Annotated in this window: 1 protein-coding gene; it reads right to left on the bottom strand. The window is 47.7% G+C overall.

The annotated features are described in order from the left end of the window. On the bottom strand, nucleotides 1-927 hold a 927-nt coding region (locus A3735_RS22720), incomplete at both ends, for a transglycosylase domain-containing protein (RefSeq protein WP_197485987.1).

Genomic DNA, 927 nt, shown 5'->3' with positions numbered 1-927 from the left:
CCACGGCGCCTACTTGAAGCGTTCCTGTCTGTTTCCCTGATTCGAGTGTTGGAAGTTTGCTGGCGATTGTATTCTCTAGCTGGTGCTGGAGCTGGGGGTCTAGACTGGTATATATCTTTAGCCCTTCAGTGCGTAGGTCGTCTTCATGGTAATCTTTTCCCAGCTGACGCTTTACCATGTCCATAAATGCCGGGTAGGGATTAGTCTGTAGAGTCGGCTTATCGATAACGTTTAATGTGTGAGTGATCGCCTCTTGATAGCGTTGATCGTCAAGGAGGTTCTCCTTGTTCAGAAGAGACAAAACCAGGTTGCGTCGTTTTAGTGCTCGTTCAGGAAAACGGCGAGGATTATAATAGGACGGGCCTTTGATCATGGCGACAAGTAGAGCGTGTTCGGAGATAGAGCAGGCACGTAAATCCTTGCCAAAGTAGTAGAGGCTGGCCGCTGCAAACCCGTGGATAGCGAGTGAGCCAGATTGACCGAGAAAGACATCATTCATGTAAGTTTCTAGGATGGACTGCTTGTCATAATGGGCTTCCAGCATCAGAGACATCAGTGCTTCATTTACCTTTCGGCTAAGTGATCGCTCTCGACTGAGATAAAAATTCTTGACCAATTGTTGGGTAAGCGTGCTGCCACCTTGAACAACTCTGCCCGCTTTCAGGTTTGCCCATGCAGCACGCGCTATGGATAGCGGTGAAATGCCTAAATGATGTTTAAAGTCACGATCTTCAGTGACAAGAAGGCTGGCAATGAGTTGGTCGGGTATGTCTTCGTAGGGTAGTAGGATTCTTTCTTCTTTAGTGCGGGGATAAATGCCGCCCACTTTTAAAGGCTCTAGTGTATAGAGCGCTTGATGACTACCCAGGCCTTGCAGCTGGGTGACGATATCGTTTTCTATATGAAAACGAAAGTGACTACTCTCTT

The sequence above is a fragment of the Oleiphilus sp. HI0061 genome, from assembly GCF_001635675.1.
The sequence above is the reverse complement of the archived record's forward strand: the minus strand, read 5'-3'. Positions and strand labels throughout refer to the sequence as shown.